Here is a 23,488-nt window from a genome sequence, read left to right as displayed (position 1 = left end):
GGTCAGAAATCCTCCACGTCACGCCCGCCACGGGGCGTGACCAGGAACTCGCGGTGGTCGTTCTCCCAGACTTCGGTCTCGTGGGTGCCGATCAGAATGGACGACCCCATTCCGCCGACCTTCTCGTCGTGGTCGGTCACCTCGGCGAGGGTAGTGATGGTGTGTGTCTCGCCGTCCAGGTTGCGGCCGGCGTCGTCGCGGCAGGCGTCGTTGACGATCGCGACGGGCACGTCCTCGGCCCGCTGCTCCCGGACGACGTCGATGGCGCGCTCGTAGTCACGCCAGCAGTTGTAGAGGACGATCACGAACCCCGAAATCGCGGCCGCACGCAGTTTCTCGGCGATCTCCTCCCAGCCGCGCCACTTGTCCGACAGCGACACGGTACAGAAATCGTTCGAGAGCGGTGCGCCGAGGTTGGCCGCCCCGCCCAGCGCCGCCGTGACGCCAGGCACAATCTCGATGGGGATGTCCGTCGCCCCATCCTCCTCGGCCATCGTGAACAGCAGATCGCTCTTGCCGTAGACGTTCGGGTCACCGCCGGAGACGTGGGCGATATCTTCACCCGCGCGGACGCGCTCGAACGCCTCCCGAGCGAGTTCGACCTGTCGCCCCATCGTCGACCGGACGAGCGTCTGGTGGTCGCCGTTCGGACGCTCCAACACTGTGCCGGCCGAGTCGCCCGAGGCCGCACCGCCGTCCGTGGCCGCCGCCACTTCGGCGCTCTCGGGTGGGAGTGTCCCGTCTTTCCGGAGGAACTCCTGGTAGAGGTTCGAGGCGATCACACAGTCGGCTGTTCGAATGACGTTTTTGGCCCGCTGGGTCATCCCGCCTGGCAGGCCCGGCCCGATACCGACGACGTACAGCGTCCCGTGGTCGCCAGGTCCGTCTTCGGCCCGGGTCATCGGCCGATCGCCACCGTTACGGCCTCGTCGTACCGCTCCTTCTCGCGGAGCAGTTCGTGGTCGCGCCCACCCGCGATGGCGCTGGCCTCCGAGATGCCTGGCCAGCCGATCAGTTCCTTCGACCGGGATGGCGACGGGCCCTCGAACTCCACAAGGGTCTCTTTCTCGAAGGAGACGACGCCCAGGTCCAGAGCCGCCGCGGCCTCGAGCAGTCCGTCTTCCCCCTCTTTCCGCGTACCGGTCGCCACGAACTCCACGTCGCCGAGGTCGTAGTCGGTGCCGTCGAGGGCACGTTTCCAGGCTGTCTCGAACTGCTCGCTTTTCGCCCCGGAGACGCTGCCGGTCCCCAGCACCACGCCGTCGTCCCCGTTGCGCTTGAGGACCGTCACGTCGTCGTCGACTAGCACCGCTCGCGGGCCGTCGAGTCGCTCGACCGGTCCCAGCTCGTCGTCGAGCACCGCGAGGTTCGTCGCCACGGTGGAATCGCCGTTGACGACGTGGCTGTCGAGGGCCTTGGCCTGTTTCTCGACGCCCTGCTTGTCCGCGGCCTCCGAAGCCGTCGTCATCGCCGGGACCGCACCCATGGTCGCGAGGTCGTCCGCCACCTGGTTCGCGCCGTGGTGGCCGCCCGTAATCGGGATAGCCCAGGTCAGTTCCTCGTCGACGACGACGATAGCGGGGTCGTCCCACTTGTCGTCGAGTAGTGGTGCTGTTTTTCGCATCGCGATGCCGCTCGCCATCAGTCCGAGGAAACAATCGTACTCGCCCCAGTGTTCGGCGAACACGTCGCCGTGGTACTCGATCAGGTCGATGGTCTCGTAGCGGTCGCCGATCTCCGTGACGATCTCCTCCGCCGTCTCCCACTTGCGCTCGAAGGAGACGATTGCGATCTCCTCGGCAACCTCGCCGTCACTGTCCGGCGTCGAACAGTGGCCGCCACTGTCCGTCGATTCGTCGGAGTCCGTGTCTGTGCTCCCGTCGGCCGTATCGTCCGTGTCCGTACTCATCAGTCGTCTGCCTCCGTTCCGGTGTCTGCGTCCGCGTCGCCGTCGCTCCCACGCGATGCCCAGCCGTCGTAGAGATACGACCGCTCGTAGCCGTCGCCGGCGACCGCTTCGCCGATTATTACCAGCGCCGAGGCGCGATAGCCGGCCGCCTCGACCCGGTCGCCGATACTCTCGATGGTGCCTTCGATCACGTCCTCGTCCGGCCAGGACGCGTGATAGACCACTGCGACGGGCGTTTCGGGGTCTTTCCCCTGTTCCAGCAGTCGGTCCATCGTCTCCGCGACCGCGTGGGTGCCCAGGTAAACACAGGTCGTCACGTCCCCCATCTCGACGAACTCGGCGATGTGGTCCTCGTCTTCGTCGAGCGTCTTCCCCTGGGGCCGGGTGAAGGCGACGTGATTCGAGACCTCGTTGAGCGTCAACTGGGTCCGCAGGGTGGCGCTCGCGGCGAAGGCCGCGGTCACGCCGGGGACGAAGTAGGTCGGCACCCCCTCGTGTTCCAGCGCGTCCATCTGCTCTAAGGCCGCGCCGTAGATGGCGGGGTCGCCGCTGTGGAGTCTGACGACGTTCTCGCCGGCCTCGTGTGCGTCCCGCATGAGCGGAATCAGCTCTTCGAGGTCTTTGCCGATCGATGACACCGTCTCCGCGTCCGCACAGTAGGCGTCCAGCAGTTCGCTGTTGACCAGCGAACCGGCGTGGACCACCAGGTCGGCGGCTTCGACGAGCTCGCGGCCGGCGACGGTGAGCAGTTTCGGGTCTCCCGGGCCGGCACCGATGAACGGGATTCCCGCCTGCTCGTCGCCGGCGCTGTGTTCGTAGACGCGGTGGTCGCGGTCGGCGCGCCCGGCGGTGGCGTCGATGGCGTCCTGTGGGTCGGTCTCAGTCATCCGAACGCACCTCCGGGGACTCGTCGCCGGAGGCGACGCCCTCCGCACGCTCTTTGGTGATCGGACCGCCGCCGTTCCCAGCCTGCCCGAACGTCGCCGTCGCGAGGTCACGCTCCGCGTCGCTTCGGTTCGCGTATGCAAGAGTGTAGTAATCGCGCTCGTCGACCTCGGCGGGGTCGTCGGTCACGACCGTCTCGCCCTGCTGCATGAACAGCCGGCGACCGTACGTTACGTCGTAGCCGGCATCGACGAGCCCCTCGTGGGTCGCGGGCGCGTCCGTCACCTTGAACAGTATCATCCGGTCCGGACCGGTCGGTGACCGACCCTGGTCGGCTTCGCGAAGTGCGAGCCCGGAACCGGCCGGAATCTCGACGCCGAGCGCCGTGGCGAACGCCGTCATCGCACTGACGCCCGGCACGACTTCCAGTTCCACGTCGGGGTGGAACGCCCCGAGCGTTCGCCTGAGATGACCGAACGTCGAGTAGACGTTCGGGTCTCCGAGCGTGACGAAAGCGGCGTCGCCGTCGCGAGCGCGAGGGGCGATCTCTGCGGCGGCCTCCTTCCAGGCCGCCCGGAGTTTCTCCTCGTCGCGAGTCATCGGGAAGTCGAGGTCGCCGATACGTGCCTCGGGAACGTGTTCGGTCGCGACCGTCCGGGAGAGCCGGCCCGGCGAGTAGACCACGTCGACCGTCTCGAGGACGCGCCTGCCACGGACCGTCACGAGGTCGGCCTCGCCCGGCCCGAGACCGATACCGTAGAGCGTCATCGCTGACCTCCCGAAACTCCGCTCGCCTCCCCTACGGAACCACCACTAGACCGCAGGTCTGAGGAGGCCCGCGAGGCGTCGCTTCGTCTACCGCCGTCGGTGGCGACCGCTGTATCGCCCGCACTCCCGACGAGCATGTAGACTGGATTGTCCGAGTCGAAACTCGTCGCGCCGGCGAGTTCGTACCCGTGACTGACCTGGAACTGGACGACCTCGTCCAGCAGGTCCCGGTCGCGGAACGCCTCGGTGGCCGCGCCGGCGACTTCGAGTCGCGAGACGTTCATAATAACGCAGTCGACGCCGGCCGCCGCGGCGTGGTCGAGGACGGCCTCGTAGTTGCGGCTACCACCGAGAAAAAGCGCGTCGGCGTCGTCGGGAAGCCCATCGGGGGCCTCCACCGGACGCAGGTCGACCTCGGCGCTGGTCTCGTTGGCGTCGAGATTCTTGCGAGTCGCCTCGAGGCGGGATTCCTTGCGTTCGACGGCCGTGACGCGCCCGGCCCGCCGAGCCGCCTCGATCGTTACCGCACCGGTACAGGAGCCGACCTCGACGAAGTGATCCGCGTCCGTGAGCCCCAGTTTCGAGAGCAACACGGCCCGGACTTCGGGCTTGGTCGGCCCCGCCTTCGCATCGTGTGGGAGCGCTACGCGAGACATCACCGAATACAACTGGAGTCTCGAATAAAACAATTTTGGTTGTACTAACGAAACCTAGATTTTCAAACGTCGGGAGAACCACTCGATCCGCGAAACGAGCCCGGGAGCATGGCAAAAATACTTGAACTTTCAGGCCACAGCGAGAGTCATGACAGCGGACGAGTCCAGTGACGCGAACGTGCTCCGGAGCAAGCGGGACGCGACGCGCTACCAGATCCTCGTCCAGATCGCCGAACGACAGCCGGCGGTCAGCCAGCAGGAGGTCGCAGACGCCATCGGCATCACCTCTCAAGCGGTCAGCGACTACTTACAGGATCTCATCAAGCAGGGTTTCGTTCAGAAACACGGTCGGGGTCGTTACGAGGTGACCAAAGAGGGCGTCGACTGGCTCATCTCCCACACTAGCCGTCTCGAGGAGTACGTCACACACGTCTCCGAGGAGGTGATCGGTCAGGTCGAGATCGAGACCGCGCTCGCCGCGAGCGAGGTCGAGGAGGGGCAGGCGGTCTCGCTGTCGATGCACGACGGCACCCTCCACGCGACGCCGGGGACCACCGGCTCGGCGACGGCGGTCGCGGTCACCGACGCCACTGCCAACACGGACGTCGGCGTTACCGACTTCGAGGGTGTGCTGGACTACGAACTCGGCAACGTGACCATCGTCTCGCTCCCCCGTGTCGACGACGGTGGGAGTCGCGTCGCCGACACTGACCGCGTGGCCACCCTCGCAGACGACCACGACCTGCTCGCGGTCGCCGGCACCGAGGCGCTGGCCGCCGCCAGCGCCGCAGGCCGCGAACCGGACCTGCGATTCGGGACCGCCAACGCCGTCCGCGAGGCCGCGACTCGCGGATTGGACGTCCTCCTGCTGGTCGTCGAGTCCGACCTCGCGGGCCACACGGACCGGCTCCGCGAGGACAACGTCAGTTACGAGATCGTCGACGCTGCGGAGTGACAGGGCGAGGCCGTTCGAGCCTTTTTTCTCCAGCACGTCGAGCGAGTCAACCTGTCCGCGGTGCGGCGCACGGCGCACCCGTCTCCTCGACGACCCGACGATCGATGCCTCCGGTCCCGACTCCCGTGCACGGAGGTGGGCCGGCACCGCCCACAACGGTTGTGTCGAACGGGTTCGGACGGAGTATCGAACATGTTCGGAACCACCTACTGAGTGGTGTACCCGAACGGTTCAGACGTCCCGTGCCACGAGCGAAATTGCGCGTTCGACTGCCGCAGGCAGCCTGGATCGGTGACCTCTCGACGGACTACCCGGACGTGGAGTCCCGGGTGCTGTCGGTACTTCCGACCGGAGAGACGGGCGTCTGGCTGGTCGGACTCAGCGGCCCGACCCTCCGGGAGGTGGCCCGGCGTACGTCGGACCGCGAAACCGTCGTGTCGCCGGACCTGCTCGGCGAGTCCGACGACCGAGCCGCTCTTGTTGTTCTCGGTCACGGAGTCGTGGGTGCCGCTGGAACCGCCGGTCGAGACGTTCGTCGCGGAACCCGACGACGGGTCGCTCGCAGAAGCCGGGTAAGGCTCGACACGCTCGTTCGGACAACGTGAGAGCGTCGGCGGCCAGCTTGACCGACGGGGTGTGAAACCGGGACGCGGTCTCGTCTCCGTCGACGGCGGACGGCCGACCGCCAGCGGAGAGTGGTGGCGACGGCTTCGGAGACGGGCTCCCTCGACTATCCCACGGGGCCAACACCGAGGCGGTGGCGGCGGAACTCGACATCTCACCGTCGGCGCTCGATATCGACTTCTGTGTCCGACGGCAGTGTTAAGATGCCCCGGGCAAACGTGGCATGATATGTCACACCACGGGACCGGTTTCATCGGCCGGGTTTTCGATCTCCAGCGACGGGCTATCCGCGAGGGCCGCATGGCTGTGTGGAACGCACTCGTCTTCCAACGCCGGATCGACGACGCGGTGCTGGCCGGATTGAAATCGGAGGCGGCCACGCGCACGGCGGCCGTCGAACTGTGCACCGACGCCGTTCGGGACGGTGCCGACCGGCTCGACGATACCCTCCCGAGCGCCGCGTCCGTCGACGAGCGGAGCCCGCTCCGGCGGCTGGCTGCGCGACCGCTCGACGCCCTCGTCGCCGCCAACGCGGCTGCCGGCGACACGTTTCTGAGCGCCGCGGACGAGGCGTTCGACCGGTACGAACGCGGGCTCCGGACGGTGTTGCTCGCGCTCAACCGACGAGTCAACGCCCTCCTCGTCAAACACGAGGCACTCGAACGACGACTCCGGGAGTACGTCGAGCATCTCGACGACGACCGAGCGGAACAGGTGGCCGAGTTCCGCCGTCAACTGTCGACGCTCCAGACGGACCTCCGGACGATGCAGGGGCGCCTCGTCCGTGACGAGCCCGAACCGGAACCGGCCCCGCAGTGAGCCAGCCGACCGCGAGACAACAGTGTCGTACCACTGGTATTCAAACGGCTGGGCATCGATGGGTTTCACATGGCGGATGACAACAATCCAGTGAGTCAGGCGTTCGAACTCCAGCGGAAAGCGCTCGAACGGAGTCAGAAGGCCATGGAGCAGGGTATCGAGTTCCAGGAGCGACTCAACGAGGCGATGGTGGGCGGCGTCGAAGGCGGTGCCGAGGCGTCCGAACGTGGCTCCGAGATGACGCGTGAGGCGATCCACAGTTCACTGGACGCCATCGAGGGGATGATCCCCGAGGGTGAGGCGAACTTCGACCAGGTCCGGGAGACCATCGACGAGCAGTTCGACGCCGCCGAGGAGGCGACACAGGAGGCCAGCGAGCAGGCCGTCGAGTTCACAGAGGCCGGCTTCGAGAACGCCGAATCGGCCGCCGAGTCCTACGTCGAGTCGGTCGACCAGCAGGTCGAACAGCTCCGGGAGGCACACGAGGACCTCGAAGGCCAGACGCTCTCGTTCCTCGAACAGACCGAAGAACAGCTGGAAAAACTCCAGCGGGAAACCGACGGTTCACCGTTCGACGGGTTCGAGCAGCTCCAGACCCAGATGGAAGAGCTTCGCGAGCGGCTCTCAAAGTGAGGCCCGGCCGAGCGGACTCGCGTTTTGACCACTGGCGACCCCGTGGACACCACAGCGACCTCTCGCCCGGCCGATCGTTCGTCGGTCCCGAGCCGTCGAACCGTCCACCGCCGACGTCACTGACGCCGCAGCCGATGCCGACCGCATCGAGAGAGACCAGCGTGCGAGTGGTGTCGGCGTGACGGTGACCGGCAGGCTCGGGCGCGTTCTCTCCGGCCCGTCGGCAGACGCCGACCGGGCTCCAGTCGCTCGATTCTCGGACTTAAGGACTACGCTTAAGAGTGCGGCGCACGACCGCTCACGTACAACCATGGCAGACGAAACGCCAGTCAGCGAGATCATGAGCGCTCCGGTCAAGACGGTCGGAAAGAACGCGACCGTCGAAGAGGTGGCGCGCGTGTTCGCGGAAGAGGGTGTCGGCTCACTCATCATCGGCGAGGACCCCGTCGACGGCATCATCACCGAGTACGACGTCGTCGAGTCCATCGGTCAGGGAGAGAACCCGGCGGAAACGACCGTCGGGCAGTTGATGTCGGAGCCAGTCGTGACAATCCGACCCGGCGACACCGTCGAGAACGCCGGCGACCGGATGGGTAACAATGGCGTCAAGAAACTGCCCGTTACCGAGGACGGCAAACCCACAGGAATCGTCACGACAACGGACCTGGCACACTTCCTGCCCCATCACAGGCTCGAAATGGCTAGCCAGACCGAAGAGGACGTCCCCGACGGCGAGTTCGAGTAATCACCGCAGTCCCGGCGAGTGTGCCGCCCGTGAGAAACGGTCGTCACAACTCAAGCCTGCGAACGCCACCCTCAGAGAGAACATCCTTACTGGCCGCCCCAGTCTAGCCGACACGACTCGTCACAGAAGTGCGCCGATTCGACCTGTTCTTCTTCGATCCACGTAATAACACGGTGGCCCGGCTCGTCGACGACGACATCACCACATGTCTCACAGACGGGTGCGTCGTCCTCCGATATCCCTTCGCCGATATCCGATGTCGGATCGACCATTGCGTGTACCTGTGCAACCGACGTACTTAATCCCACATATCGCCGCCGAGCGACGAGGCCCGACGACGCCAACGGTCGGTGTTCACCGGCCGCTCCCGTGGGGGCTCAGATCGAGCGCTCGTAGTCGGGATCGAACATCTGTGCCGACATGGGGGCAGGGTCGTCCTCGGTGAGGTTGTACTCGCTGAAGTCGGTGACGCCAGCCTCCGCCAGCAGTTCCTCGTCGTAGACCGCGTTTCCGGTGTACTCGGCGGGGTCCCGGGAGAGCATCTCCATGACGGTGTCGGCGACGATCTGGGGGGTCCGCCAGTCGTCCTCGGTGCCCATGCCGAAGTAGCGGGTCGCCCGCGTGTCGATTGCGGTCACCGGCCAGAATGAGTTACAACCGACGTCGTAGCCGCCGAGTTCCTCCGACAACGAGAGGGTGATGAAGGACATCCCCATCTTCGACCAGGAGTATGCAGCCTTGCCGGGCGAACGGTCGATGTCCACCGGCGGCGCGTTCGCCAGGAGCCAGGCGTCCTCCTCGGTGTCTTTCAGGTGGTCGATGAACGCCCGGGAGACCAGGTAGGTGCCACGGACGTTCACTTCGTTCATCAGATCGTAGCGGTTGGCCGGCATCTCCTCGACGGTGGCCATCTGGATGGCGCTGGCGTTGTTGATGACGATATTGATTTCACCCATCTCTTCGATAGCCTCCTCGACGGCCGCTTCGACGGCTTCCTGGTCCCGGACGTTCAGCTGGATGGCGTGGGTGTCGACCCCTTTCTCGGCGCACTCCTCGGCCGTCTTGTGAATCGTGCCTTCCAAGTCGGTGTCGGTATCGTCGACGGTCTTCCCGGTCGAGACGATGTTACAACCGGCCTCGGCGAGTTCGAGGGCGAGCGCCTTGCCGATGCCGCGGGTAGTTCCGGTGACGAACGCAGTCTGACCGCTCAGGTCTGGTGTCTCTATCATCCGTGTCCGTTCCACTCTGGCATACCTCATATAACTCCTGCAACGGCAGCCGATAGGGCGGGCGGTGGACCGCGACCGAACAGCGTGAAATTAAGTCCCGGCCTCACAAAGATGCATCCATGTTGTCAGCCGTCGTCGCTACCGCCAAGCGACTCGTCGTCTGGACCGTCGCGCTCGCGGCCGTCGGTATCACCGTCGGCCTCGCGACTGGAGCCGTGCCCTGACCGACGCCCGTAGACCGCTTCCGCCGTCACCGATCCCGCGTTACGTGCTCCCCAGGTTCGGTCGTCGCGCCTGTCGAGAGGGTCACGCCCGGATTCAGGCTCGTATTGATGCCGGTTTTAGCCCCGTCACCGACGACGACACCGAACTTCCGGCGACCGGTCGAGACGCGGTCGCCCTTGACCGTCAGCTTCACTGGGTCGTCGTCGTGACGGAGGTTCGCCACCTGCGTCCCCGCCCCGAGGTTCACGTCCCGGCCGAGGACGCTGTCGCCCACGTAGGAGAGGTGGGGCACGTTCGTCCCACGCATGACGACGCTGTTTTTGATTTCGACGCCGTTACCGATGTGGGTGTCTTTACACAGCAGCGTCGAGCCCCGGATATACGCGTTGGGGCCGACGTCCGCGCCGCTCCGAATCAGCACCGGTCCCTCGACCACCACGCCCGGTTCGACGGCCGCGCCGTCCTCGACGACGACCGGACCGCGGACGTCGGCGTCGTCGCTCACTTCGCCCCGGATGTCCGGCACGATGTCGCCGAGTTTCCACTCGTTTGCTTCGAGTAGTTCCCACGGGCGGCCGACGCCGAGCCAGCGCTCGACGCCGACCGTCCGCAGGTCGAACTCCCCGATTACCCGCTGTAGCACGTCCGTAATCTCGTGTTCTCCCCGCTCGCTCATCGGCACGTCGAGCCAGTCTCGTGCCTCGGCGGGGAAGACGTACGCGCCGACGTTGATCCGGTTCGACGGCGGGTCGTCTGGCTTCTCTACGACGCCCGCGACGGTGCCGTCCTGTACGTCGAACACACCATAGGGCGTGGGGTCCTCGACGGCGTGGGTGCCCACGGCTGGCCCGCCGGAAAAAAGCTCTGTGAGGGCCGCCGGGTCGTAGAGGTCGTCACCGTTCAATACGGCGAACTCCCCTTCGAGGTGCTCCTGAGCGGCTTTCACGGCGTGGGCCGTCCCGAACTGTTCGTCCTGGGCGGCGTAAGAGACCGGAACACCCCGGTAGCGCTCGCCGAAGTAGTCGCGGACGGTCGCCCGTTCGTACCCCACGACAAAGACGAGTTCGTCGACGCCGGCCGTCACCGCCGCGTCGGCGGTGTGGGCCGAGAGCGGCCGGTCGGCCACTGGCAACATCGGTTTCGGCAGCGACGCTGTCAGCGGACGCATCCGCGTCCCCTCTCCGGCGGCGAGGATCACAGCCTGCATATTCGGGCCTGCCGCTGGCACGCATATATCCCTACCGACTGTTCGTCCCCGTCAGGATCGTCGGTCCGCTGGCGCTCCTGATGAGCCACCACCATCGGGACCCCCCGCTCCGCGACGGACCGCCCCGGCGATGAAGTCGTACAAAGGGAGACGAACTCGAACTCGAACATGCCGGGACAACCGCGTCCGCTTACACCACTGGTCGCGGGTCGTGACTCGTCCGCTAGAAGTCAAGCCTCTGTGTGGCGACCCAGTCGACACTCGACGGGTGAGCGCGTTCCCGGGTGAACCGCTAGACGGAAGGGGCGGGATTTGAACCACGCGAAGCCCATTGCGGGTTGACCGATAGCCGGATTTCTGGCATGTCCAACCACCGGCGCTCTACCACTGAGCCACCCTTCCAGGCGTTAGTTGATATGTCTCCGAGTGGTATCAACCCTGCGGTGCCCCCGAAATCGACCGGGTGTTCACCGCGTGATTACGGTCGAGCGACGGCGTCGCTCTGACCGTCCCACCAACGGGGTCATCACGAGGGCTTCGAACGCGTTTTACCGCCCACCGCGTCGTCGCGCTCGGACCCTCACCGGTGGCCGCATCAACACTGAAAACTGCGGCCAAGCGTTTATTTTGCAGGTGAGTTTCGTCAGAGACGATGGATCTCCGAGGGTGCATCGAGTTCGTCAGGCAGTTTCGGAAAGAACTCGTCCTATTCAACGTTCGAGGCGACGATGCGATGGAGGAATCCCTCGCCGCTCACTTCGACAGTCAGAACGTGGTCGTCACCGCCAGGCGAACCGCTTCGGGCGCTCCGGAAAACGTCGCCGTGCTCAGCGACCGGGACGGCGTACTCGCGACTGTCGACTTGGAGACGCTTCGGGGACTGTGTGATCTCGCTGCAACCGGCCCTCACACTCTTGGAGTCGCGGACGTGGAATACGAGGCGGTCCTCGGACATCTCAAGGAAACGACATTCAGTTCGTACGACGCCGAACAGATGGTCTACGCCTCCCGGGAGATCGAAGACAGAGCACGCCGTGTCGGCCACGGCGAGGTTCACGCGGGCTTTCAGTTCATCTCGACCATCGACGACCAGGTCCCGATTTACACCGACCTGTCTCGCCTGGGTATCGACACCCACGTGTACGGTGTTCCCGATACCACACCGCCGGATATCGGCCCCGGGCACGTCCACCCCGTCGACGCGGAAGAAATCGCCGAGACGTGGTTCGTCGTGTTCGACGGGAACGGCGACGACGGGCAGAAATCCGCACTGATCGCCGGTGAACAGGCCGCGGGAGAGTTCTACGGCGTGTGGACGTACGACCCGAAACTCGTCGACGAGGTCCTGGGCCATCTCGAAGCGACGTACACAGCCACCGGGGGCGGTCCAGGCAGTTCCGACGGCGGCTGACTTCCACTTATCAAATTGAATATTTGGCCCAAGCGAATATATAATACCACGATTGACTTACTCTATGGGTAACACAGGCGAAGAAGCCAACAGTGAGGCGTCAGCCGTCGAGTGGCAGGACGTCTCGGAGAAGGCAGCCGATTCCGCGCCCGAGTTCGGACGTGACGACTTCGGGCAGGGGAGCCTGAACGAGCAACTGAACGTCGATTCACTCGTCGACGAAATCGGGCTCGACGGGTCCGAAATCGCCTGGCGAAAGGAGTTCATCGGCTTCGACCAGGACGACGTCGCGCGACTCCAGCAGTACGAGGATGCGTTCCGGTCGAACGCCGAACAGGTCGCGGACGACTTCTACGACAACGTCACCGACAACGAACAGACTCTGGCGGTCATCGGACGCTCGGACAAGGGGGTCGAACAGCTCAAGCGGACGCAGTCCGCTTACCTCGTGACCCTCGCTAGCGGGGACTACGGTCAGGAGTACTTCCACGACCGTGCTCGCATCGGTAAAATCCACGACCTGTTGAACATGCCGATGAAACATTATCTCGGCCAGTACAGCGTCTACTACGACCTTATCTTCTCTATCGTCCGTGACCGCCTCGTGGATACGCTCACGGACCGGTTGGCCGGCCCGGAACGGACGGGCCGACCCGAGACAGCCACCGAGCCGAGCGGACCGAGCGACCGCTCTGGGGACGCCGCCTCCGTGGAGACGACCGAAGCGATCATCGAGGCGGAGGTCGACGACGGGATTCAGGACCTGCTCTCGATCATGCGTATCATCAACCTCGATATGCAGGTCGTCACGGACACGTACATCCACTCCTACAGCCAGCAACTGGAGGCGGAAGTCGAACGGAACGAGCGGTTGATGAGAGAGGTTCAGGACGAGGTGCAGAACCCGGTCGGGGAACTGAAAACGTCGTTCGAGGACGTGGTCGAGAGTACGGTCGAAGTGTCCGATACGACCGAGACCCAGGCCGAGCAGACGGACGAGATCGCTTCGGAGGTGTCTGGCCTCTCGGCGACCATCGAGGAGGTGGCATCGACGGCCGAGCAGGTAGAGACCACCAGCGACGAGGCAGCGGACCTCGCACAGGAAGGCAAAGCCGCCGCTGACGACGCCACAGAGGTGATGGCCGGTATCGGCGAGGCCGTTCAGACGACCCGCGAGGACATCGACCAGTTACAGGACAGTGTCCAGACGATCGACGAGTTCGTCACTGCGATCAACGACATCTCCGACCAGACGAACATCCTCGCACTGAACGCTCAGATTGAGGCCGCGCGTGCCGGCGAGGCCGGCGAGGGGTTCGCCGTCGTCGCCGAGGAGGTCGAGAGCCTGGCGGAACAGTCCAAAGAGCACGCGAACACCGTCGAACAACGGGTCGAATCAGTCAAGACGGACACCGAACGCACCGTCGAGAGCCTCACCGATATGACCCGGCAGGTCGAAACGGGGATCGACCGGGTACAGGACGCGATGGACAGTTTGAACGAAATCGTGGCGATCGTGTCGGAAACCGCACAGGGCATCAGTGAGGTGTCCAAGGCTGCCGACGACCAGGCGGCGAGCAGCGAGGAGATCGCCTCGATGATCGACGAAGTGGCCCTGCAGTCCGAGCGCGTGGCCGGTGAGATCGACGACGTCGCTGCACTGAGCAGGGAACAGGCGACGATGATCGACGACATCGAGGAGACCATCGCCAAACTGACCGAAACCGACGCCGCCACCGACGGCGGCCCGGCGGGGGAGACTACCGGCAACCCGTCTCCCCGTGACGCGCTCCCCGATGCGGTGCCAGATTCCGTCGTCGAATCACTCACCGACGCGCAGGTCTGCGACCTCGCTCGCGGGGACCTCGACCCGACGGACCTGTCCTGAAGACGGCACCCAAGACACCGAGCCCGACAGCCAGCGCGAAACCGTGCGCTGTCCCACCGGTTCGGGCGTGAACGTACGACGTGCCCGAACGAGCGTGCAGCACCCTTTTTGCCCTGGCTCGATGCCGACCCGGTGACGAGACGGCGAGAACGCCCGGAGCCGTTCGGGAGCGACGTAATCAGAGCCCGAACTCACGGGCCCGCCGTCGGACTTCCTCGGCGACGCTCCGGCGTCGACGACCGTCTCGGCGCCCGTGACGACCGTCCCCGCCGGTAACATACTGTTTCTACGTTCGGGGCTCCCGAGCAAAAAGCTCCCGACAGAACCAATTGTCTGCCGGCCCATACAGACGTTATGTGTGGCCGTACCTCCCTGTTCGCGCCGGCGGCTGAACTCCGAAGCCGGTTCGACGTGACCGTACCCGAGGAGTACCAGCCGCGGTACAACATCGCACCATCGGAACCCGTCGCGGTCGTCACGAACGAGGCGTCCGACCGAATTGACCGCTTTCGCTGGGGACTGCTCCCCGACTGGGCCGACGCCGACGACGAGGGATTCATCAACGCCCGCTCAGAGACCGCTGCGGAGAAGCCAGCGTTCGCGGACGCCTGGGAGTCCCGACCCTGTCTCGTCCTCTCCTCTGGCTTCTACGACTGGAAACCCGTCGAGCGCGGCCCGAAACAGCCATACCGGTTCCACCGCGAGGACGATGTCGCCTTCGCGATGGCCGGGCTCTGGGAGCGCCGCGAGACCGACGCGGGCACCCTCGATACCGTCACCGTCCTCACGACCGAACCGAACGGAGTGGTGGAGCCGATTCATCACCGGATGCCCGTCGTCCTGCCCCGCGACGAGGAGGACACCTGGCTGACCGCCGGTCCCGACGAGCGCGAGGCACTCTGCCGACCGTACCCGGGCGACGACTTCGCCGCCTACCCGATTTCGACGACCGTCAACGACCCCGGTAACGACTCCCCGTCTATCATCGAACCCGACGAGTCCGAGCAGTCGGGACTGAGCGAGTTCGTCTAATCCGAGTAGAACGACCAGGTCCGTCTCGAGTGGCGACAGCGGGTCACACAGGACGTGTTCTTCGGCACTGGCCGGGCACGCCGGGGCGGGTGGACTACCGCCGGTTCGCCGGCTCGCACGACCTGGCTCTGCGGTAGCGGAATGCGCTCAAAAAGGTGGCCGCTCAGTAGGAGCGTTCCTTCGGCTCGTAGGTCTTGTCCTCGCCTTCGAGGACGACGGGTTTGTAGTACAGCTTCGGGCTCCCGTCGTTCCAGGAGAGCATGGTGTGTTTGATCCACTCGTCGTCCTTGCGTTCCTGATGTTCCTGCCGCCAGTGAGCACCGCGGAACTCCTCGCGGGCGAGTGCGCCGAGGGTGATGGCTTCGGCCACGTCGATGAGGTTGCGCGTCTCGATAGTGTGGATGAGGTCGGTGTTGAACGTCCGTGACGGGTCACGCACGTACACGTCTTGGTACCGCTCGCGAGCAACGCGGATGTCCTCGAGCGCCTCTTTCAGGTTGTCCTCGCTGCGGAACACGTTGACGTTCTGGGTCATCGTCTCCTGCACGTCGGCCCGGACCTCGGCGTGGTTGACGCCGTCGTCCTTCTCGAGCAGGTCGGTGACACGTTGCTCTTCGACGGTGACGTGATGACCGATGACCTCCGAGGGGTCCACGAGTGCCCCGTCGGCGGCCACGTCCTCGTCGCCGACGCCGATGGCGCCAGGCGAGACTGGCGTGTCGACTTCTTCCTCCTCGCTCATGGCCGAGGGTCCGGTCCCGATTCTGGCTTCGCCGAGGTCGCGGCCGCCAGCGTGGTAGCCGGCGCGCGCCCCGAAGACCAGCAGTTCGGGCAGCGCGTTGCCGCCGAGACGGTTCGCGCCGTGCATACTGACGCAGGCACACTCGCCTGCTGCGTAGAGCCCGTTGATGCAGGTTTCACCGTTCTCGTCGACTTCGATGCCCCCCATCGCGTAGTGCTGGCCGGGCTTGACCGGCATGGGCTCTTCGAGGCCGTCGACGCCCTCGAAGTCCTCCGCGAGGTGCAGGATGTTTTCGAGCCTGTCGAGGATGCGGTCCTCACCCAGGTGGCGCATGTCGAGGTGGACGTACTCGTCTTCGATGCCTTTGCCCTCGTTGACTTCTGTCAACTCGGCACGGGACACCACGTCACGGGACGCGAGTTCTCCCTCGTTGTTCGCGTACCCTTCCTCGAACATGAACCGCTCGCCGTCGCCGTTGTACAGGATGCCACCCTCGCCACGGACACCCTCGGAGATGAGAACGCCGGTAGAGGGAAGCGTCGTCGGGTGGAACTGTATCATCTCCATGTCCTCGACGGGGACGCCAGCGCGGTAGGCCATCGCCGGCCCGTCGCCGGTGTTTGCCACCGCGTTGGTGGTGTGGTCAAACGCCTGCCCGAGACCACCGGTGGCGAGAATCACGCCGCCGGTCGCACGGAAGCCGCCGATCTCACCGGACTGGATGTCGTACGCGACACAGCCGTGACACACGCGGTCCTCGGGGTCGTCGTGGTCGGTCACGGCGAGACGGCTCACGTACCACTCGTCGTACACCTCGATGCCTCGCTTGACCACCTGCTCGTACATCGTGTGGAGCATGTGGTGGCCGGTCTCTGCGCCCGCGTACGTCGTCCGCGGGAACGAGAGACCACCGAACGGTCGCTGGGAGACGCGCCCGTCGTCCTCACGGGAGAACGGCATCCCCCAGTGTTCCAGGTTGATGACCTCGTCGGGGGCGTTCTTCGCGAACGTCTCGATCGCCGGAGCGTCACCGAGGAAGTCTGACCCCTTCATCGTGTCGTAGGCGTGGTCTTCCCAGGAGTCGGCGTCCCGGAGCGCAGCGTTGATACCACCCTCTGCCGCGCCCGTGTGACTCCGGACCGGGTGGAGCTTCGTCACGATGGCCACGTCGGCACCTTCCTCGTGGGCCGCGATCGCTGCGCGCAATCCTGCTCCGCCACCGCCGATAACCAGAACGTCGTGTTCGTACATGACTTTTAGTGTTGTTGTAGTCGCTTAGGATTACCAGAACTTCAAGTTGTTCTTCACCGCTTCCCGCTTCAGCTCCTGAATGTGTTCGGTGAGCGGAATGTCCTTCGGACACACTTCTGTACAGGAGAACTGTGTCTGACAGCGCCAGACACCGTGTTCCTGCTCGATGATGTTGAGTCGCTGCTGTTTGCGGTCTTCGCCCTCGCGTTCGTCCATCGCGAACCGATAGGCCTTGTTGATCGCCGCCGGACCGAGATACTCGTTATCGCCGGCCGCGATGTTACACGAGGACATACACGCGCCACACCAGATACAGCGAGTGGACATCTTGATTTTCTCGCGGTTCTCACGGTCCTGACGCTGTTCTTCGAGTTCGCCCTCCGGGAGTTCGTCGGCGTCGAAGAACGGTTCGACGGCCTCCATCTGGTCGTAGAAGTGCTCCATATCGACGACCAGGTCCTTGACGACTTCTTGATGCGGGAGCGGTTCGATTCGGATCGTCGAGCCCAGGTGGTCCTCGAGGTCCGCAATCTGGGTTTTACAGCCCAAACGCTGGGTACCGTTGACGAACAGCGCGTCGGACCCACAGATCGCCTGCCGACAGGAGTGCCGGAATGTCAACGAGGTGTCGTAGTGGTCGCGGGCGTAGATCAGCGCGTCGAGCACCGTCATCCCCTTGAAGAAGGGGACGTGGAAGGTGTCGAAGCGGGGCTCTTCCTTGCCGGCGACCTCGGGGTCGAACCGGAAAACCTTGATCTCGATTGTATCGTCCGCGTCGTCGATCTCCTCCCGGGCCTCCTCTTTGAGGTCCCGCCGGGACGCGCGCTGACGCTTCTGTTCCATACGCCGCGACTGGCGCGACGACGCTGATTCGGTCTCGGTCTCTGCCTCGGTCTCCTTTTCTTTGAGTTCAGTGCTCATGAGAGTATCCCTGCCATGTACAGCGAGGTTCGGACGCCCTGCAGGATCAACACGCCGCTGGCGACGACGAGGACCCACTTGACCGTTGACCTGCGCGTACCGCTCAGGCCCTGGTTGACAAGGGCGTTGTAGACGCCGTTGACGCCGTGGAACGTCGCGGTCACGAGAAACGCGATCATCGTGCCGAAGTAGCCGACCTGTTGCATCCGCGCTTGCGTCCCGAGGAACGTGACCTCGGCGGCGTGGTTGACGAAGTGTAACAACATGAAGTGAAATGCGAGGACGCCGATCAGGAACACAGCCGTGATCCGCTGGAGGAACCAGCGCGTTCCCTTGTACTCGAACGAAGAGTAGTGTTCAGCCATCTCAGAACGCCCCCGCGAGGAAGGTCGGCACGCTCGCGACGACGATGGCCGCCGAAACCGCGAGCGACGCGTAGAAACTCTTGTCCTGTGCCTCTAGCCCGACACCGAGGTCGACGAACAACAGGCGGACGCCGTTGAGGATGTGGAACACGGCGACAGCGAGCAGCCCGACCTCGAGTACACGAACAATTGCCAGCGATTCCAGCGAGCGGATCGTCTGCGTGTACATTTCGGGACTCTGGGTCGCAGTGCTCAACACTGCGATGTGTGTAAACAGGTAGCCGATGAGCACCCAGCCGGAGAATTTGTGGAAGATCCAGGCCCACATGCCGGCCGAGAACTCCTTCCACCGGCCGAAGTCCTCGATGGTGCCCCGGTCGTACGACTGGCTCATAACGTTCGTGGTCAAGTACTGGGGGTGTATAGTAGTTTCTACCTCGCCCCCGGCTCGCAACTTGTATGAACCCAACCGTCCGTTCGACGACGTGTTTCCCCTCGTTCGTCCACCACGGTTCGGAGACGACTGTGCACCGCAACCACGCCCGACCCCGCCCGCGCGGTCCAAACACATATTTGCCCCGACAATCTCCATCAACTGATCGGAACATCATGCGCAGACAAACGCTGGCAGCAGTGGCGGTCGCGGGACTGATGACCACGGCGGGATGTGGCTTCCTCCTCGGAACGGAGTCACTCTCTTTCACCGCCTCGGAGGCGACCGTCTCCGGCGCCTCTCTCGAAGACACCGGTTACGAGGAGACCAACGTCACCGAGCGGAACGTCACCCGGGAGCCAACCGTCGCGGGCCAGACCCGCGAAGTCGTCGTGACCAATTGGCTCGCCCAGTACGAGCGACAGGTCGGCCTCGAACGGTTCGGTGAACAGCGCGCGGCCGTGTTCGTCGCGTTCTCCAGCCCGCAGATCGAGGTCGCTGGACAGACGCTGAATCCCCTCTCGGAGCTGTCCGAGAAGGACATTCTCACCCGATTCGAAACCGGCTACGAGGGTATCTCAGTCGGCAACCAGACCGGCAGTCAGAACGTGTCGGTGCTCGGTACTGACCGCTCGGTCAAGCAGTTCGAGGGGACCGCGACCCTCGTCGGACAGGAGGTCGACGTGGTCATCCACGCCGGGAAGTTCAAACACGGGAGCGACTACATCGGCGTCGTCGCCATCTACCCCGAGCGGGCCATCGGTGAGGAGGACGACGTCGTGACGCTGCTGAACGGCCTCGAACACCAGGACTGACCGGCCGGCGAACCACCGAGACAGTTCACGCAGCGGAGTCGCTCCGCGACGGCGGTCACCGTTCGATTTCACCGCTACTCCGCGTTCGGCTGTTCTAGTTCGACGGCCCGGAGCGTGTCGGCGTCGAGTCGAACGAGATGACAGAGCGGGTTTCCCGGGTACACCAGCGGATTTTCGAGGACGCCGACGATGACGCCGTCGAACGGCGCGCAGACGGTGTCGGACTCGGCTTTGAACGGGTTCGTTATCGTGCATATCCGGTCACCCTCGTGGACCAGCGAGCCCTGCGTGCGGTGCATCTCGACGACCCCGCCAGCGTTGGCACGGAGCCAGGTCTTTTCGTCGTGATCGCTGACGATGGTTCGCCACCCCGGCCAGTGGACTGCGTCGGTCGGACGGAGCCCATATTCGGCGAGGACGCTCACCACTCCGTCGAGTGCACGGTCGATCAGGTCGCGCTGGAAGCGGTGGGCCTCGCCCATTTCGACGGTGACCGTCGGCACGCCGGCGTCGGTCGCCTCTCGGCGGAGTGAACCGCTCGGCCCCTGACTGGAGATGATGACGTGGGACGCGAAGGCCTTCGCGAGGCGCGCGACCTGTGGGTCGCCGGTGTCGGCACGGATGTGAAGCATGTTGGTCCGACCGCGAGTGGAAGTGTGGAAGTCGATCCCCAGGTCGCAGGGCTCGATGAACTCTGAAAAAATGGACGCGGCTATCCGACGGGCGCTGGTGCTGTTTTCATCGCCGGGGAAAGAGCGGTTGAGGTCGCGGTCGTAGATGGGGAGATAGCGCTCCTGGGTCATGAATCCCGGGACGTTCAGGACGGGTAGACAGACGAGCGTCCCTTCGATCCTACCGTGGTCCCACTCCTGTGCCACCTCGCGGACGACCTCGATGCCGTTGAGTTCGTCGCCGTGGACTGCCGCGCTCAGAAAGACGGTCGGGCCCGGTTGCTCGCCGTTGATAATCGTCACTGGGATGCGAATCGGGTCGCCAAAGTACGTTTCGCTGACCGGAAACCGGATATCGTCGGTTTCGCCGGGCTCGACCCGGCCACCACTGTATCTGAATACCCCCTCGGCCATAGCCACGTCTGGGATGGGCAAGCATAAAAACCGTTCACACAGTTCGAACTCACGAACCCGCGCCGCCTGCCCGCTCACCGCTCAGCACGGAGTCGAAGACGACCTGTGCGGCCGTTACCGTGTCGGGATATCCGCAGCGGTCACACGTCGACGTGACCCGACACGCAGACCGCCGTCGGCGCCGACGAGGAAACGGGTGACGGGTGGTTACTCGCCGACGACTTCCGCCACGCTGTTGACGATGTCCTCTTCGACACGCCACAGATAGAGGCTCGCGTGGCTCCTGTGTGGTCGCCAGCGCTCGGCTTCCTCGACCATCTCGGTCCGCGAGAGGTCGGCGTCGAAGAGACGCTGCATCCCCTTGCGAACCCCGAGGTCGCCGACGGGGAACACGTCGTCACGGCCGAGCGAGAACAGCAGTTGCATGTTCGCGGTCCATGTTCCGACGCCGGTCACGTCGGTCAGTTCGGTCCGCACCGCGCTGTCGTCCATCCCCTCGAATGTGGCCTTGCTCCAGCCCCGCTGTTCGAAGGCCCAGGCCACGTTGTTGACGTAGCGGGTCTTCTGTCGGGAGAGGCCCGCGTCTCGAAGCAGGTCGTCGTCAGCCGCGAGGACGCCGTCCGGCGTCACCTCGACGGTGTCGAACAGCCGTTTCCGGGTGGCCGCGGCCGAGGCCATCGATACCTGTTGGCGGAGAATCGACGTAACGAACCGTTGGAAGAACGCCTCGGCTGGCTCGATGGTCAGCCGACCGTAGGTCTCGACCAGCGGCCCGAGATACGGGTCGGTCGCCAACTCGTCGTGTGGGCCTGTCACGTTCTCACGTAGAGCCCGAGCGGTAAAGTGCGTTTCCTCAGCAGTCGGCCAGCCAGTGCGGTTCGGAGTCTGTGTCGCTCGTCCGTTTCACCGTGTTGCCCGTGTCGCCGTCCGCGTCGACCCGTTCGGTGATTTCCGCGGGGACGCCTTTTGCCGTCGCATCGGCCGGCACGGACTCGGCGACGACCGTGCCAGCACCGACGGTCGCGCCCTCGCCGACCGTAATCGGCCCCAGGAGCGTGGCCTTCGCACCGATCGTCGCGCAGTCCTCGATGGTCGGGTGGCGTTTCGCCCGGCGCATGGAGTTCCCACCGAGCGTCACGCCGTGGTACATGAGTACGTCGTCACCGATTTCGGCGGTTTCGCCGACGACGACTCCCTGCCCGTGGTCGATAAACAGCCGCCGGCCGACGGTCGCGGCCGGGTGAATCTCCACGCCGGTCAGAAGCCGGGCGACCTCCGAGAGCGCGCGGGCAGCTAGTCGGTGGTCGCTGGTCCAGAGAACGTGTGCGATGCGGTAGAGCCAGACGGCGTGGAGGCCCGGATAGAGGAGCGCGACCTCCAGTGCGCTCTTGGCTGCAGGGTCTTTCGCCAGCGCGGTGCGTACGTCTTCGGTGAGGTGCTTCCTGATTTCCTCGAGTCGCTCGAACATTGTGGTGTGTAGTGTGGAGTGATAGACTGACGATGCGTCCACCGTGTGGAGAAGGAACTCAGCACCGACAACAGCCACAGCTAGCGAGGCTGATTTCGAGTGAGTCGGTCGCACGCGAACGTCGGACGCACATGATACTACAACTCGTTGCTGCTCAGATATAAATGCTGTCCGGAACAGAGGCAGTCGACTGCCGCGCCGCCGTCCACTCTAGCCGTCGAGAACCGTTCGTCACTCAACTGTCTATGAATACTAAAAACTGGTGTCGCTGATACCGAGAACGAAACGCCCAGGTCGGACCCCGTCGGGCTACGAGAGACCCTTGCCGAGGAGTTCGCGACCGATGATGTTCTTCTGGATTTCGGTGGTGCCCTCGTAAATTTGGAGGATCTTGGCGTCGCGGTAGAACCGCTCGACGTCGAAGTCGTCGACGTAGCCGGCTCCGCCGTGGACCTGGACGGCCTCGTTGGCCACGTCGACGGCGACACGGGAGGCGTACTCCTTGGCCATCGACGCCAGTTTCGTGATATCTTCGTCCTGGTCGACAGACCACGCGGCCTTGTACGTCAGGTTACGAGCGGCCTCGATATCGGTGTGCATGTCCGCGAGTTTGTGTTGGATGGCCTGGAACTCGGCGATGGGCTGGCCGAACTGCTCGCGCTCCTGAGCGTACTCGAGTGCTCGCTCTGCAGCCCCGCGAGCGAGACCGACACCCTGTGCGGCCACGCCGGTCCGAGTGTCGTCGAAAAACTGCATCTGCTGGAGAAAACCCATGCCTGGCGTCCCGACGAGATTTTCCTCCGGAACTCGCACGTCGTCGAGGATCAACTCGGCCGTGTCGCTGGCGCGGATGCCAAGCTTACCGGTGATCTTGTCGGCCTCGAAGCCGTCACGGTCCGACTCGACGATGATCTGGGAGAAGCCGTTGTAGCGCCCCTCGGCCTCGGGGTCGGTCTGGCAGAGGACGACGAAGAAGTCACCGACGGAACCGTTAGTGATCCACATCTTGTTGCCGTTGACGACCCACTCGTCGCCGTCTTTCTCCGCGCGAGTGGAGATGGATGACACGTCCGAGCCGGTGTCGGGCTCGGAGATGGCCGCACCCATGACAGCCTCACCCGCCCCGATGGGTTCGAGGTACTCCTCTTTCTGGTCTTCCGTCCCGAACTCCATGATCGCGTCGGCACCGAACGAGGCCGACTGGAGACAAAGCGCGATTCCGGGGTCGATGGCGAACATCTCCTCCGAGATGACCGCAGCCTCGAGCATCGAGTAGCCCGCGCCGCCGTACTCGATGGGTATCTGTGCCCCCATCAGCCCCATTTCGGCGGCCTTGTCCATAACCGCCTGCGGATATTTCTCCTCTCGGTCGTACTTGTTTGCAACCGGTTTGATCTCGTTTTCACCGAACCGCTGGATTTC

General features: G+C 64.6%; 25 protein-coding genes and 1 tRNA gene. 9 read left to right on the top strand and 17 right to left on the bottom strand.

What is annotated here, in order from left to right:
- Positions 1–2 precede the first annotated feature (2 nt).
- Genes Q0964_RS18145 through cbiT form a run of 5 tightly spaced genes read right to left on the bottom strand, consistent with a single transcriptional unit; the run spans position 3 to position 4,218 of the window.
- On the bottom strand, positions 3–902 hold the full coding sequence (locus Q0964_RS18145; RefSeq protein WP_299270678.1) for a precorrin-3B C(17)-methyltransferase: 900 nt from the start codon (positions 900–902) through the stop codon (positions 3–5).
- The gene (gene cbiG, locus Q0964_RS18140) at positions 899–1,909 is read right to left on the bottom strand and encodes a cobalt-precorrin 5A hydrolase (protein ID WP_299270674.1); all 1,011 of its coding nucleotides are present in this window, start codon (positions 1,907–1,909) and stop codon (positions 899–901) included. The genes Q0964_RS18145 and cbiG overlap by 4 nt, the downstream gene beginning before the upstream one ends.
- Positions 1,909–2,796, bottom strand: a complete 888-nt coding sequence (locus Q0964_RS18135; RefSeq protein WP_299270671.1) for a cobalt-precorrin-4/precorrin-4 C(11)-methyltransferase — start codon at positions 2,794–2,796, stop codon at positions 1,909–1,911. Before Q0964_RS18135 ends, cbiG begins: the two co-directional genes overlap by 1 nt.
- Entirely contained in the window at positions 2,789–3,562 is a 774-nt protein-coding gene (locus Q0964_RS18130) for a cobalt-factor II C(20)-methyltransferase (RefSeq protein WP_299270668.1), read from the bottom strand. Before Q0964_RS18130 ends, Q0964_RS18135 begins: the two co-directional genes overlap by 8 nt.
- Positions 3,559–4,218 (bottom strand): precorrin-6Y C5,15-methyltransferase (decarboxylating) subunit CbiT, encoded by a 660-nt coding sequence (gene cbiT / locus Q0964_RS18125; protein ID WP_299270665.1) that lies wholly within the window; start codon positions 4,216–4,218, stop codon positions 3,559–3,561. The genes Q0964_RS18130 and cbiT overlap by 4 nt, the downstream gene beginning before the upstream one ends.
- Before the next feature lie 148 nt (positions 4,219–4,366).
- Here cbiT and Q0964_RS18120 point away from each other — a divergent pair, with 148 nt between their 5' ends.
- The 5 genes from Q0964_RS18120 to Q0964_RS18100 all read left to right on the top strand — a co-directional run bounded on the left by Q0964_RS18120 (position 4,367) and on the right by Q0964_RS18100 (position 7,994).
- On the top strand, positions 4,367–5,173 hold the full coding sequence (locus Q0964_RS18120; RefSeq protein ID WP_299270663.1) for a DUF7839 domain-containing protein: 807 nt from the start codon (positions 4,367–4,369) through the stop codon (positions 5,171–5,173).
- 242 nt (positions 5,174–5,415) lie between these two features.
- Entirely contained in the window at positions 5,416–5,778 is a 363-nt protein-coding gene (locus Q0964_RS18115) for a hypothetical protein (RefSeq protein ID WP_299270660.1), read from the top strand.
- 247 nt (positions 5,779–6,025) lie between these two features.
- On the top strand, positions 6,026–6,616 hold the full coding sequence (locus Q0964_RS18110) for a hypothetical protein (RefSeq protein ID WP_299270657.1): 591 nt from the start codon (positions 6,026–6,028) through the stop codon (positions 6,614–6,616).
- A 69-nt stretch (positions 6,617–6,685) separates the two neighbouring features.
- Complete coding sequence (locus Q0964_RS18105) at positions 6,686–7,249, top strand: hypothetical protein (RefSeq protein ID WP_299270654.1); 564 nt, start codon at positions 6,686–6,688, stop codon at positions 7,247–7,249.
- A 310-nt stretch (positions 7,250–7,559) separates the two neighbouring features.
- On the top strand, positions 7,560–7,994 hold the full coding sequence (locus Q0964_RS18100) for a CBS domain-containing protein (protein ID WP_299270651.1): 435 nt from the start codon (positions 7,560–7,562) through the stop codon (positions 7,992–7,994).
- Positions 7,995–8,080: 86 nt separating this feature from the next.
- Here the strand turns inward: Q0964_RS18100 and Q0964_RS18095 are convergent, their stop codons facing one another.
- From Q0964_RS18095 to Q0964_RS18080, 4 genes are all read right to left on the bottom strand, one after another.
- The gene (locus Q0964_RS18095; protein WP_299270648.1) at positions 8,081–8,266 is read right to left on the bottom strand and encodes a DUF7576 family protein; all 186 of its coding nucleotides are present in this window, start codon (positions 8,264–8,266) and stop codon (positions 8,081–8,083) included.
- Positions 8,267–8,371: 105 nt separating this feature from the next.
- A complete protein-coding gene (locus tag Q0964_RS18090) occupies positions 8,372–9,223 on the bottom strand; it encodes an SDR family oxidoreductase (protein WP_299270647.1) in 852 nt (283 codons plus the stop codon).
- Positions 9,224–9,473: 250 nt separating this feature from the next.
- Positions 9,474–10,655 (bottom strand): bifunctional sugar-1-phosphate nucleotidylyltransferase/acetyltransferase, encoded by a 1,182-nt coding sequence (gene glmU / locus Q0964_RS18085; RefSeq protein WP_299270645.1) that lies wholly within the window; start codon positions 10,653–10,655, stop codon positions 9,474–9,476.
- 297 nt (positions 10,656–10,952) lie between these two features.
- Positions 10,953–11,057: transfer RNA gene (locus tag Q0964_RS18080), tRNA-OTHER, on the bottom strand.
- A 250-nt stretch (positions 11,058–11,307) separates the two neighbouring features.
- Between Q0964_RS18080 and Q0964_RS18075 the strand changes: the two genes are divergently transcribed.
- The 3 genes from Q0964_RS18075 (at position 11,308) to Q0964_RS18065 (ending at position 14,986) form a co-directional block, all read left to right on the top strand.
- A complete protein-coding gene (locus tag Q0964_RS18075; protein ID WP_299270642.1) occupies positions 11,308–12,066 on the top strand; it encodes a DICT sensory domain-containing protein in 759 nt (252 codons plus the stop codon).
- Positions 12,067–12,250: 184 nt separating this feature from the next.
- The gene (locus Q0964_RS18070) at positions 12,251–13,954 is read left to right on the top strand and encodes a globin-coupled sensor protein (protein WP_349254486.1); all 1,704 of its coding nucleotides are present in this window, start codon (positions 12,251–12,253) and stop codon (positions 13,952–13,954) included.
- A 354-nt stretch (positions 13,955–14,308) separates the two neighbouring features.
- The gene (locus Q0964_RS18065) at positions 14,309–14,986 is read left to right on the top strand and encodes an SOS response-associated peptidase (RefSeq protein WP_299270636.1); all 678 of its coding nucleotides are present in this window, start codon (positions 14,309–14,311) and stop codon (positions 14,984–14,986) included.
- A 163-nt stretch (positions 14,987–15,149) separates the two neighbouring features.
- On the opposite strand, the gene Q0964_RS18060 is transcribed toward Q0964_RS18065, so the two are convergent.
- The 4 genes from Q0964_RS18060 to sdhC are packed head-to-tail and all read right to left on the bottom strand — an operon-like array spanning position 15,150 to position 18,659.
- A complete protein-coding gene (locus Q0964_RS18060; RefSeq protein WP_299270633.1) occupies positions 15,150–16,979 on the bottom strand; it encodes an FAD-binding protein in 1,830 nt (609 codons plus the stop codon).
- A gap of 30 nt (positions 16,980–17,009) precedes the next feature.
- Entirely contained in the window at positions 17,010–17,900 is an 891-nt protein-coding gene (locus Q0964_RS18055) for a succinate dehydrogenase/fumarate reductase iron-sulfur subunit (RefSeq protein WP_299270630.1), read from the bottom strand.
- Positions 17,897–18,265 (bottom strand): succinate dehydrogenase hydrophobic membrane anchor subunit, encoded by a 369-nt coding sequence (locus tag Q0964_RS18050; RefSeq protein WP_299270625.1) that lies wholly within the window; start codon positions 18,263–18,265, stop codon positions 17,897–17,899. Before Q0964_RS18050 ends, Q0964_RS18055 begins: the two co-directional genes overlap by 4 nt.
- 1 nt (position 18,266) lies before the next feature.
- Positions 18,267–18,659 carry a succinate dehydrogenase, cytochrome b556 subunit gene (gene sdhC, locus Q0964_RS18045; RefSeq protein WP_299270623.1) on the bottom strand — a complete coding sequence of 131 codons (393 nt, stop codon included), beginning with the start codon at positions 18,657–18,659 and terminating at the stop codon, positions 18,267–18,269.
- Positions 18,660–18,874: 215 nt separating this feature from the next.
- Between sdhC and Q0964_RS18040 the strand changes: the two genes are divergently transcribed.
- A complete protein-coding gene (locus Q0964_RS18040; protein ID WP_299270620.1) occupies positions 18,875–19,513 on the top strand; it encodes a DUF6517 family protein in 639 nt (212 codons plus the stop codon).
- A 74-nt stretch (positions 19,514–19,587) separates the two neighbouring features.
- On the opposite strand, the gene Q0964_RS18035 is transcribed toward Q0964_RS18040, so the two are convergent.
- The 4 genes from Q0964_RS18035 to Q0964_RS18020 form a co-directional block, all read right to left on the bottom strand.
- Entirely contained in the window at positions 19,588–20,598 is a 1,011-nt protein-coding gene (locus Q0964_RS18035) for a succinylglutamate desuccinylase/aspartoacylase family protein (RefSeq protein WP_299270618.1), read from the bottom strand.
- Positions 20,599–20,805: 207 nt separating this feature from the next.
- Positions 20,806–21,414 carry a DNA-3-methyladenine glycosylase family protein gene (locus Q0964_RS18030; RefSeq protein ID WP_299270616.1) on the bottom strand — a complete coding sequence of 203 codons (609 nt, stop codon included), beginning with the start codon at positions 21,412–21,414 and terminating at the stop codon, positions 20,806–20,808.
- Between the two features lie 37 nt (positions 21,415–21,451).
- Positions 21,452–22,066, bottom strand: a complete 615-nt coding sequence (gene cysE / locus Q0964_RS18025) for a serine O-acetyltransferase (protein ID WP_299270614.1) — start codon at positions 22,064–22,066, stop codon at positions 21,452–21,454.
- 309 nt (positions 22,067–22,375) lie between these two features.
- Positions 22,376–23,488 (bottom strand): acyl-CoA dehydrogenase family protein (locus Q0964_RS18020; RefSeq protein WP_299270611.1); only part of this gene is annotated, 1,113 nt, incomplete at its 5' end.

This window comes from Halorientalis sp., assembly GCF_028275115.1.
Classification (GTDB): domain Archaea; phylum Halobacteriota; class Halobacteria; order Halobacteriales; family Haloarculaceae; genus Halorientalis.
Note: the sequence above shows the minus strand (reverse complement) of the source record. Positions and strands in the feature narration are given on the sequence as shown.

Excerpts from the sequence above, each read along its gene's own strand:
- Q0964_RS18120 (WP_299270663.1), top strand. The coding sequence starts at position 4,367 with ATGACAGCGGACGAGTCCAGTGACGCGAACGTGCTCCGGAGCAAGCGG.
- Q0964_RS18090 (WP_299270647.1), bottom strand. The coding sequence starts at position 9,223 with ATGATAGAGACACCAGACCTGAGCGGTCAGACTGCGTTCGTCACCGGA.
- sdhC (WP_299270623.1), bottom strand. The coding sequence starts at position 18,659 with ATGAGCCAGTCGTACGACCGGGGCACCATCGAGGACTTCGGCCGGTGG.
- Q0964_RS18095 (WP_299270648.1), bottom strand. The coding sequence starts at position 8,266 with ATGGTCGATCCGACATCGGATATCGGCGAAGGGATATCGGAGGACGAC.
- Q0964_RS18035 (WP_299270618.1), bottom strand. The coding sequence starts at position 20,598 with ATGGCCGAGGGGGTATTCAGATACAGTGGTGGCCGGGTCGAGCCCGGC.
- cbiT (WP_299270665.1), bottom strand. The coding sequence starts at position 4,218 with ATGTCTCGCGTAGCGCTCCCACACGATGCGAAGGCGGGGCCGACCAAG.
- Q0964_RS18050 (WP_299270625.1), bottom strand. The coding sequence starts at position 18,265 with ATGGCTGAACACTACTCTTCGTTCGAGTACAAGGGAACGCGCTGGTTC.
- Q0964_RS18060 (WP_299270633.1), bottom strand. The coding sequence starts at position 16,979 with ATGTACGAACACGACGTTCTGGTTATCGGCGGTGGCGGAGCAGGATTG.
- Q0964_RS18105 (WP_299270654.1), top strand. The coding sequence starts at position 6,686 with ATGGCGGATGACAACAATCCAGTGAGTCAGGCGTTCGAACTCCAGCGG.
- cysE (WP_299270614.1), bottom strand. The coding sequence starts at position 22,066 with ATGTTCGAGCGACTCGAGGAAATCAGGAAGCACCTCACCGAAGACGTA.
- Q0964_RS18100 (WP_299270651.1), top strand. The coding sequence starts at position 7,560 with ATGGCAGACGAAACGCCAGTCAGCGAGATCATGAGCGCTCCGGTCAAG.
- Q0964_RS18135 (WP_299270671.1), bottom strand. The coding sequence starts at position 2,796 with ATGACTGAGACCGACCCACAGGACGCCATCGACGCCACCGCCGGGCGC.
- glmU (WP_299270645.1), bottom strand. The coding sequence starts at position 10,655 with ATGCAGGCTGTGATCCTCGCCGCCGGAGAGGGGACGCGGATGCGTCCG.
- Q0964_RS18130 (WP_299270668.1), bottom strand. The coding sequence starts at position 3,562 with ATGACGCTCTACGGTATCGGTCTCGGGCCGGGCGAGGCCGACCTCGTG.
- Q0964_RS18075 (WP_299270642.1), top strand. The coding sequence starts at position 11,308 with ATGGATCTCCGAGGGTGCATCGAGTTCGTCAGGCAGTTTCGGAAAGAA.
- Q0964_RS18145 (WP_299270678.1), bottom strand. The coding sequence starts at position 902 with ATGACCCGGGCCGAAGACGGACCTGGCGACCACGGGACGCTGTACGTC.
- Q0964_RS18055 (WP_299270630.1), bottom strand. The coding sequence starts at position 17,900 with ATGAGCACTGAACTCAAAGAAAAGGAGACCGAGGCAGAGACCGAGACC.
- Q0964_RS18110 (WP_299270657.1), top strand. The coding sequence starts at position 6,026 with ATGTCACACCACGGGACCGGTTTCATCGGCCGGGTTTTCGATCTCCAG.
- cbiG (WP_299270674.1), bottom strand. The coding sequence starts at position 1,909 with ATGAGTACGGACACGGACGATACGGCCGACGGGAGCACAGACACGGAC.
- Q0964_RS18040 (WP_299270620.1), top strand. The coding sequence starts at position 18,875 with ATGCGCAGACAAACGCTGGCAGCAGTGGCGGTCGCGGGACTGATGACC.
- Q0964_RS18065 (WP_299270636.1), top strand. The coding sequence starts at position 14,309 with ATGTGTGGCCGTACCTCCCTGTTCGCGCCGGCGGCTGAACTCCGAAGC.